The sequence below is a fragment of the Deltaproteobacteria bacterium genome (assembly GCA_018668695.1).
In the GTDB taxonomy this organism is placed as follows: Bacteria; Myxococcota; XYA12-FULL-58-9; order XYA12-FULL-58-9; family JABJBS01; genus JABJBS01.
In genome coordinates this window covers 1-7,258 of record JABJBS010000333.1, presented here as the reverse complement: position 1 = coordinate 7,258, position 7,258 = coordinate 1, and the positions used below count along the sequence as shown (strand labels likewise).

9 protein-coding genes and 1 tRNA gene are annotated in these 7,258 nt (G+C 50.8%); 9 read left to right on the top strand and 1 reads right to left on the bottom strand.

Features of this window, described 5'->3' with window-relative positions; translation table 11 throughout:
- Positions 1-108 precede the first annotated feature (108 nt).
- A complete protein-coding gene (locus HOK28_18755; GenBank protein MBT6435144.1) occupies positions 109-1,551 on the top strand; it encodes a response regulator in 1,443 nt (480 codons plus the stop codon).
- Positions 1,552-1,562: 11 nt separating this feature from the next.
- Here the strand turns inward: HOK28_18755 and HOK28_18750 are convergent, their stop codons facing one another.
- Positions 1,563-2,015 carry an FHA domain-containing protein gene (locus tag HOK28_18750; protein ID MBT6435143.1) on the bottom strand — a complete coding sequence of 151 codons (453 nt, stop codon included), beginning with the start codon at positions 2,013-2,015 and terminating at the stop codon, positions 1,563-1,565.
- Between the two features lie 167 nt (positions 2,016-2,182).
- Here HOK28_18750 and HOK28_18745 point away from each other — a divergent pair, with 167 nt between their 5' ends.
- The 8 genes from HOK28_18745 (at position 2,183) to HOK28_18710 (ending at position 7,107) form a co-directional block, all read left to right on the top strand.
- Complete coding sequence (locus HOK28_18745; GenBank protein MBT6435142.1) at positions 2,183-2,458, top strand: EutN/CcmL family microcompartment protein; 276 nt, start codon at positions 2,183-2,185, stop codon at positions 2,456-2,458.
- Positions 2,455-2,727 (top strand): EutN/CcmL family microcompartment protein, encoded by a 273-nt coding sequence (locus HOK28_18740; GenBank protein MBT6435141.1) that lies wholly within the window; start codon positions 2,455-2,457, stop codon positions 2,725-2,727. Before HOK28_18745 ends, HOK28_18740 begins: the two co-directional genes overlap by 4 nt.
- Positions 2,724-3,416, top strand: coding sequence for a class II aldolase/adducin family protein (locus tag HOK28_18735; protein ID MBT6435140.1), 693 nt, complete (start codon positions 2,724-2,726; stop codon positions 3,414-3,416). Before HOK28_18740 ends, HOK28_18735 begins: the two co-directional genes overlap by 4 nt.
- 53 nt (positions 3,417-3,469) lie before the next feature.
- Positions 3,470-4,357, top strand: coding sequence for a deoxyribose-phosphate aldolase (gene deoC, locus HOK28_18730; GenBank protein MBT6435139.1), 888 nt, complete (start codon positions 3,470-3,472; stop codon positions 4,355-4,357).
- Between the two features lie 3 nt (positions 4,358-4,360).
- Positions 4,361-5,248, top strand: a complete 888-nt coding sequence (locus tag HOK28_18725) for a hypothetical protein (GenBank protein MBT6435138.1) — start codon at positions 4,361-4,363, stop codon at positions 5,246-5,248.
- A gap of 24 nt (positions 5,249-5,272) precedes the next feature.
- Complete coding sequence (pyrF, locus tag HOK28_18720; GenBank protein ID MBT6435137.1) at positions 5,273-5,959, top strand: orotidine-5'-phosphate decarboxylase; 687 nt, start codon at positions 5,273-5,275, stop codon at positions 5,957-5,959.
- Entirely contained in the window at positions 5,956-6,702 is a 747-nt protein-coding gene (gene rlmB, locus HOK28_18715) for a 23S rRNA (guanosine(2251)-2'-O)-methyltransferase RlmB (GenBank protein MBT6435136.1), read from the top strand. The genes pyrF and rlmB overlap by 4 nt, the downstream gene beginning before the upstream one ends.
- 320 nt (positions 6,703-7,022) lie before the next feature.
- Positions 7,023-7,107: transfer RNA gene (locus HOK28_18710), tRNA-Tyr, on the top strand.
- Positions 7,108-7,258: the final 151 nt, after the last annotated feature.

The following is a 7,258-nucleotide window of genomic DNA, read 5'->3' as shown; positions in this document are numbered from 1 at the left end:
TGACAACGAACCTATCACCAACACAAAATCAGAACGCGATGTTTCCGCGCCAGCAGATATGCTCGTTTTAACACGCTTGGTCTTCTCGATCTGGTTGGGGCTTTGAGTATGGATAATAAACTCTCGATTTTAGTGGCAATGAAGCCAAATGATGTACGGGCTGATATCGTTGAAGTATTTGAAAATGAATACAATGTTCTTTGTGTTGATGATGGTACTGCGGCGCTAGAGCAAGCTGTGGTTGGTTTTCCGGAATTGATTATCTACGATGCCGATTGTGGTTCGATTGGCGCAACTCAGTTTCAAGAAATTGTGTCGAACCTACCCAAGGTAAAGCATACCCCAGTTGTGTTTCTGGCAGACCTTTCAAAAGAGCCGCTCGATAGTGGGCATGTTCAGTATACGGCGCTGAACAAACCATTTAATATTCACGAGCTGCAAAGTGCCATTATTAGAGCGCTTCGACGCCGTGATTATGAGGGTGCAAGTCAAAGCTCAGATGAGTTACGCGGTGAGCTAGAGCAAATAGGTTTACCTGATTTACTACAAATTTTTTCGATGAATCGCCGTACAGGTCGTTTGCAGGTTCTTAGTGTAGAGCACAATTACGGTGCGGATATTTTTCTCAGAGACGGTCAAATTGTTGAAGTGATTTATGGCCCGACACGAGGACGCAAAGCGCTCTTTCGAGTTTTGGGTTTTAAGCGTGGTCAGTTCACTTTTCGTTCAAAACGTATTCCACCATCGGAAAGTATTCAGGGCAGCACAGAGCATCTCTTAATGCTTGGCCATCAGGAACTCGATGAACTTCAACACAAGAAGACGGAGAGACCCGCCCCGGATGCGCAGGTTGAGCGCATCATCGAGATGGAGAATATCGACCGGCCGCTTTCCCCGTGTGCTCATGAAATCTTGGCGTTGATGGAACTCTACAGCCGCATCGGTGAAATCATCGACAACACGCAGTGGCAAGACTCCTTGGTTTGGATGACGCTTGAAGAGTTACGAGAATCAAATTGGATACGCATTGCGGATGGCACAGGGATGCTTCCAGCACCTTTGGTGAGCATGGAGGCCGTGGCAGATTTTAACGCAAGAGTTGCCCAAGGTCCTTTGCCTGACTGTTACAAGGGGCAACCAAGGCTGGTTGTTCTGGTCGAAATGTTTGAGCAGCTCGAGGAAGTGACTCTGTGGTGCCGTCAGCTTAGAGAGTTCGTTGCCGATCAAACCGACGATGTTCGCCAGCATGGCTTTGGCTCACTGGGCTCTTTACACTTTGGGTCGGTCACCAGAGTTCAAGTGGACATTTATGTTTTGAGACCCCACATCTTTCCCCTCTTGGTCACCGGAGCGGTGGGCGCAGTGGGCGGAATTTGTGTTGTTCCGAAAGGCACTGTGGAGCTTTACTCAGAAGAGGTCGATACAGCGGTATCCCAGCTCAGAGCACAGCGCGGCATTGAGTTGGTTATGTTTGACGGAGAAGAAGTGTCTGAATTTCGCCAAGCCATGAGCCAGGCAGTACGCCAAGCAGGTGATTTCTTGGCGTCTTAAGGCGTGTTTTTTTAAGCAGTGATAGCAACTTGGAGCGTGGTTTTACCAAGGGTGATGGCATCTCCATCTTTAACCAAAGCTGATGTGACCGCTGAACCATTGAGTTCCACGCCGTTTGTACTGGCCAGATCAATAATTCCAAAGCCTTCGGCATCGTAGAAGATCATTGCATGAGCGCGTGAGATTGAGTTGTCCTGGAAAATCATATCCGGGCCACGCTCAAATGTACTGGGACTAAAGTTCGGCGCTTGGGTCGTATTGCTTGGTGCCCGCTCTTGGAGGTGGTCCGAAATGATATCTCCGGCGTTTCCATCAAGAATTCGATTACCGTCTCTGTCGATAAGAGCCGTTTCAGATTCTGAGAGGTGACGGCCAATTAATCGGCAATATCCCAACTCCAAGCTTAACGTGTCGCCCTGATTGGATCCCGCAGTAACGGTTAAAGCCGCTTTGCCTTGTGCCATGGTTGCTACCCCTTTTTTGGGCTGGGTCTTAGAGTGCCCAGCATCTGATCTCTAGTGATTATTTATCGGTCATTTTGAGTGAAAGCCAGTGATAATGCAGGGCAGGAGTCTAAACTATGGTTCTTTTGGTTGTGTATCGAGAGCCTTTTTGTTAGTCGACCTCTCTTATGTATCTAGGTCAAATTGAAGGCACTGTCGTGGCTACTCACAGAGTAGTTGGGCTTGAAGGTGCGAAATTTTTATTGGTGCAACCGCTTGATGAGGACCGGAACCCAGCAGGTCCCAAAGAAGTTGCTGTTGATACGGTCCAAGCCGGTATTGGTGATTTCGTTTATCTTGTGGGTTCTCGTGAGGCGACTTTGGCGCTTGAGAACACGTTTGTACCGGTAGACGCTGCTGTCATTGGCATCGTAGACGACTTACATCGAACGGTTGAATCATGAAACTTGCTAGGGTTATCGGTAGCGCTGTTGCGACTGCGAAGCATCCTGGCTTGGATGCACGCACCGTATTGTTGGTAAGGCCAGAAACGGCCGAGGGCGAGAAGGCGGAAGATGCTTTTTTGGCTGTAGACCATGTTTCTGCCGGTCCGGGTGACCGAGTCTTGGTATTGCGAGAAGGTACAGGCGTACGTCAGCTTCTTGGAGGCAACCCACCGGTTCGGTCGGTGATTGTCGCCGTGGTCGATGATGTGTACGTCGAGCGAGCATGAGAGAAGCAGTAAAAATAGGCCAAAAGCAGTCGACTCGGCGTGATTTAGAGCACGAGGTGGTGGATTACAGCCAGCGTTTGCATCAGCGCGGCTGGGTGGCCAACCATGATGGCAACATAAGCGTTCGCCTAGAAGAAAATCGATTTTTGATCACGCCCACCGCGGTCTCTAAGGGAGACGTTGAGCGCAGTAAGTTATTGGTCGTTGATGAACGAGGACAAAGAGTCAGTGGTCGGTATCGACCATTTAGCGAGATGAACTTGCACCTTTATGCCTACCGGCAGCGTCCCGATATTCGTGTGGTGATGCATGCTCATCCACCGACCGCTACAGGTTTTGCGGTAGCGGGTGTGGAAATTATTTCGACGATGATGGCTGAGCCAGTGGTTTCACTGGGCGATGTGATCCCTACGGTACCTTACGCTTTGCCTAAAACACCCGAGTCAACGTTGAATATGGCGCCAGCATTGGTCCAAAGTGACGCGTTTTTGTTACAAAATCACGGAGTCATAACCGTTGGCCCTGACTTGGAAACAGCTTTTCTGCGGATGGAATTGGTTGAACATTTGGCGAAAATTCAGCTTGTCGCGCAGCAGCTTGGTGGTGCAAGCTTCATCCCCTATGGGGACATTGAGCATCTGATGGGAGCCCGCGCAAAGGCTGGCTTGGGTCCGCAGGGCCGAACATAAATCGAAAGCAACAACGGCCTTGGGCCGAATAATAAGTGAGAAGAGAGTTAAATATGGATTCGGATCAAAACATAGACAACCTAGTGGATGAAATTACGCGCCGAGTGAACGCTCGCCTAACATCCGAGGCGCCCAGTGCCGAGTCGAGTAAGCCCGCCAGTCGAACCCGCCGCGAGCAAGAGCCGCGCAAGCGCGCACCACGTGGTCGAAACTATCAATCTGGCAGTCGCAAGGAAGAGCAGCAGCCTGCAGCTGAACTTGCCGGCTTAATCGATCACACCCTCTTAAAGCCCGATGCAAGCCGTGAAGAACTCGAGAAACTTTGCACGGAAGCTCGTAAATATGGCTTTGCCACTGTTTGTGTGAATGCGACAAACGTACGCTTTGCAGCGGCCATGCTCGAAGGTTGCTCAACGATGGCCATCGCCGTGGTTGGCTTTCCACTGGGTGCAATGACCCCAGGTGCAAAGGCATTTGAAACCCGCGAAGCAGTTCGCAACGGGGCCGGTGAAATTGACATGGTTATCAACATTGGTGCCATGAAGAGTAAAGATTACGCGTTGGTCCTTGAAGATATCGCGGCAGTTGTTTCTGCAGCCGAGCCTAAGCCGGTGAAAGTGATTCTAGAAACAGCTTCCTTGAGCCATGACGAAAAGGTGATTGCGTGTGCATTATCGAAGATTGCCGGAGCTGCTTTCGTTAAGACTTCCACAGGGTTTGGGTCGGGCGGGGCAACCGCCGAAGACATCGAGCTTATGCGTAACGTGGTTGGCCCGGAGATGGGCGTGAAGGCCTCTGGCGGAGTTCGTACGCGTGAAGATGTCGAGAGCATGGTTCAGGCAGGTGCAACCCGTGTTGGCGCAAGTGCCTCTGTTGCTATTGTGACCGGTGAAAAGACCAAAAAGACCTATGCGCGCAAGTATTCCAAGGGCGGCTATTGATTGATGGCGTTTCGGCCCGGGTTCATCTTATTTGTTGTACCCATTTTATTGAGTTCCCTTACTGCGAATTCCAGCAGTGTTCGGCCACCGTTTAGAGCTATTGTCGGTCCCGTGTTGATCGCTGAACGCGGTGGTTACCGAGAGGCACCAGAAAACACTCTGGCAAGTGTGCGGCACAGCATCGCGGCGCAAGCAGATTGGATTCATGTCGATGTCACTTTGAGCCGTGATGATAAGGTTGTTGTCATTCATGACTCGACGCTTGAACGAACGACAAACGGAACGGGTTCAGTGTCAAAAAAGCGATTGCGTGAACTCCAAAAACTTTCTGCAGGCTCTCCAGAGCTCTCTCAAGACACTTTAGCGGTTTTGAAGAAGTCTAAGATTAAGCCGTTGGGGTTTAATGAGAAATATCCCAAAGAGAAAATTCCCAGTTTAAAACAAGTGCTCAATGCTGGTGATATTCGGGTGATGGTTGAGCTGAGGCCAGGGGCACACCCAAGAAGATTGGCCCATGGGGTGATTGATCTCCTTAACCGAGCCTCGGCTTGGGACCGTGTTGCGGTAGCAAGTGTTGATACGGAGCTGCTAAGCCTTGCGCATAACCGTGATCCCACGGTTGCGTTGATCGGTATTGCAGCAAGCCGAGAGGCACTTGAGAACCATTTGGAATCACCGGTATCTGCCGTTGTCATTTCAGAGTCGCTGCTAGCACAAGCATGGGAAATCATTCCGCCAGGGGTGGCGATTTGGATACGTACTGTTCGCGATTTGGAAACAGCCAGTCGTCTGATGAACCGAGGTGTGCACGGAATGATCACAGACATCCCGAAGAAGGTTGTCAAACACCTACGGCCCCAGGTAGACGTGCACCTGAAATTATCCCGATAACCATTTGAATCAGGAGCTACGCCTATGTTGCCTCACGAGAGAATCATTGTTGCTTTGGACGTTCCAGAGCGTGACAAGACCATTGAACTGGCGAAAAAATTGGCGGGTAAAGTGGGTATGGTCAAAATTGGCCTCGAGAGTTTTATCGCCCATGGGCCTGATTTAGTTCGAGAAATCGTGGATGGTGGCACCGATGTCTTTTTAGACCTGAAGATTCACGACATCCCACGCACCGCCGGCGCAGCTGCCCGCGAAGCCAGTCAAACTGGTGCAAAGCTCTTAACCATACACGGAGCAGGTGGCGCGGATATGGTTCGCTCTGCACGGGATGCAGCCCTCGACTCGACGGATATTTTGGCCGTTACGATTCTGACAAGCCTCGACCACGATGCGACCCAGGCCATTGGCTATGAGGGCAGTGTGGCGGACGCCGCGCACCGTTTGGCTGGGCTGGCGCTGGGCAATGGCGCTGATGGACTCGTATGCTCGGCCCATGAGCTTGAGCGTCTGAGCGGACTTGGTGGTCATCGTGTGGTGCCTGGTATCCGGCCTCTTGGCAGTGGCCATGGCGACCAGAAACGCGTAGCCACACCTGAACAAGCCGTGTCTTGGGGCGCCTCCTGGCTTGTTATTGGCCGTCCCATCGTTCAAGCACCCGATCCAGTTGCTGCTGCCGTAGCTATCGCAGAATCCCTTGGAGCATCATCATGAGTCGACCAGACAGCGTTTATGGACGCCATCCTGTTTTAGAACTACTTCGGTCGCGACCAGGTGAGGTTCGTAGAATTCATGTATTAGAAGGCAAGCCGAAGGGTCCCTTGCTCGAAATCGTTGAAATCGCAGATGAGCACAACATCAAAGTCATTTCGACGACCAAGCGAGACCTAGGTTCTCTGAGCGGTGCAGGCGTACACCAGGGTGTCGTGGCCTTCGTAAACCCATTTGCTTACTCCGATTTAGAGACTGTTTTAGAGCGCGGCCGAGCTCATGATCGCCATCCTCTCATCCTAGCCCTCGACTCAATTCAAGATCCTCATAATTTAGGAGCACTGGTTCGATCGGCTTTAGCATTGGGCGCCGATGGTGTGCTCATCCCAAAAGATCGTGCATGCGAGGTTACTGCGGTCGCGGCGAAGACCTCTGTGGGGGCGGTAGCTCATTTGCCGATCGTACGTGTGACAAACTTAAAGCGAACCTTGGTAGACCTTCAGAAAGAGGGTTTTTGGCTCGTTGGTACGGTGGCAGACGGCGGTCAACCACTGCAATCATTAGACTTTCTCCAGCCCATTGTTTTGGTCATTGGTTCTGAGGGCAAAGGGATTCGTCAGAAGCTTGCTGAAGCGTGCGACTTCCGAGCCCGTATTCCGATGGTTGGAGATATCGGATCACTTAACGCAGCATCAGCTGGAAGCATCTGTCTTTACGAGGTTTTGCGCCAACGGCTCGCAAAATGACCTCTTCAAGCACGTTATTGATCGCAACTGGAGCCCGTCTTTGATCACCAATCGAAACTCAGGCTATTTTTGGTTGACTTGTTACATCCGGATTCGTATAAACCGCCGTTCTCAGGCCGAAGTGAAGGCACAGGTTTAGAAATTATTTATTAATTTCAAGCCTCTACGTTGAAGTGGCGTAGGCCTTCACAGAAAGCTTGTGAAGAGAATTACGAGAGTAATTACCGGTTAACAGCTGAAAAAGCCTAGCGATTTCAGATGTTTACACTAAAATTGAATATTTTATTGTTGATGAAAATCATCGATAAGAGCTTCTGGCTGGAGGGGTGCCCGAGTGGCCAAAGGGAGCAGACTGTAAATCTGCCGTCTACGACTTCGGTGGTTCGACTCCACCTCCCTCCACCAGAAACGAAAAGCACCCCAAGGGGTGCTTTTTTCGTTTCTGATTCCGGGAGGTGGAGTCGAAGCGAACGGTATGCGTAGCATAAAAAACGTGCCAGTGGCACGTTTTTAGTGAGGTGGCTTTTGTTTAGTTTTTGGTTATATTAACGCTCAG

Bases quoted from the DNA above. Each gene is read 5' to 3' on its own strand.
- HOK28_18755 (MBT6435144.1), top strand. From the start codon at position 109: ATGGATAATAAACTCTCGATTTTAGTGGCAATGAAGCCAAATGATGTA.
- HOK28_18750 (MBT6435143.1), bottom strand. From the start codon at position 2,015: ATGGCACAAGGCAAAGCGGCTTTAACCGTTACTGCGGGATCCAATCAG.
- HOK28_18745 (MBT6435142.1), top strand. From the start codon at position 2,183: ATGTATCTAGGTCAAATTGAAGGCACTGTCGTGGCTACTCACAGAGTA.
- HOK28_18740 (MBT6435141.1), top strand. From the start codon at position 2,455: ATGAAACTTGCTAGGGTTATCGGTAGCGCTGTTGCGACTGCGAAGCAT.
- HOK28_18735 (MBT6435140.1), top strand. From the start codon at position 2,724: ATGAGAGAAGCAGTAAAAATAGGCCAAAAGCAGTCGACTCGGCGTGAT.
- deoC (MBT6435139.1), top strand. From the start codon at position 3,470: ATGGATTCGGATCAAAACATAGACAACCTAGTGGATGAAATTACGCGC.
- HOK28_18725 (MBT6435138.1), top strand. From the start codon at position 4,361: ATGGCGTTTCGGCCCGGGTTCATCTTATTTGTTGTACCCATTTTATTG.
- pyrF (MBT6435137.1), top strand. From the start codon at position 5,273: ATGTTGCCTCACGAGAGAATCATTGTTGCTTTGGACGTTCCAGAGCGT.
- rlmB (MBT6435136.1), top strand. From the start codon at position 5,956: ATGAGTCGACCAGACAGCGTTTATGGACGCCATCCTGTTTTAGAACTA.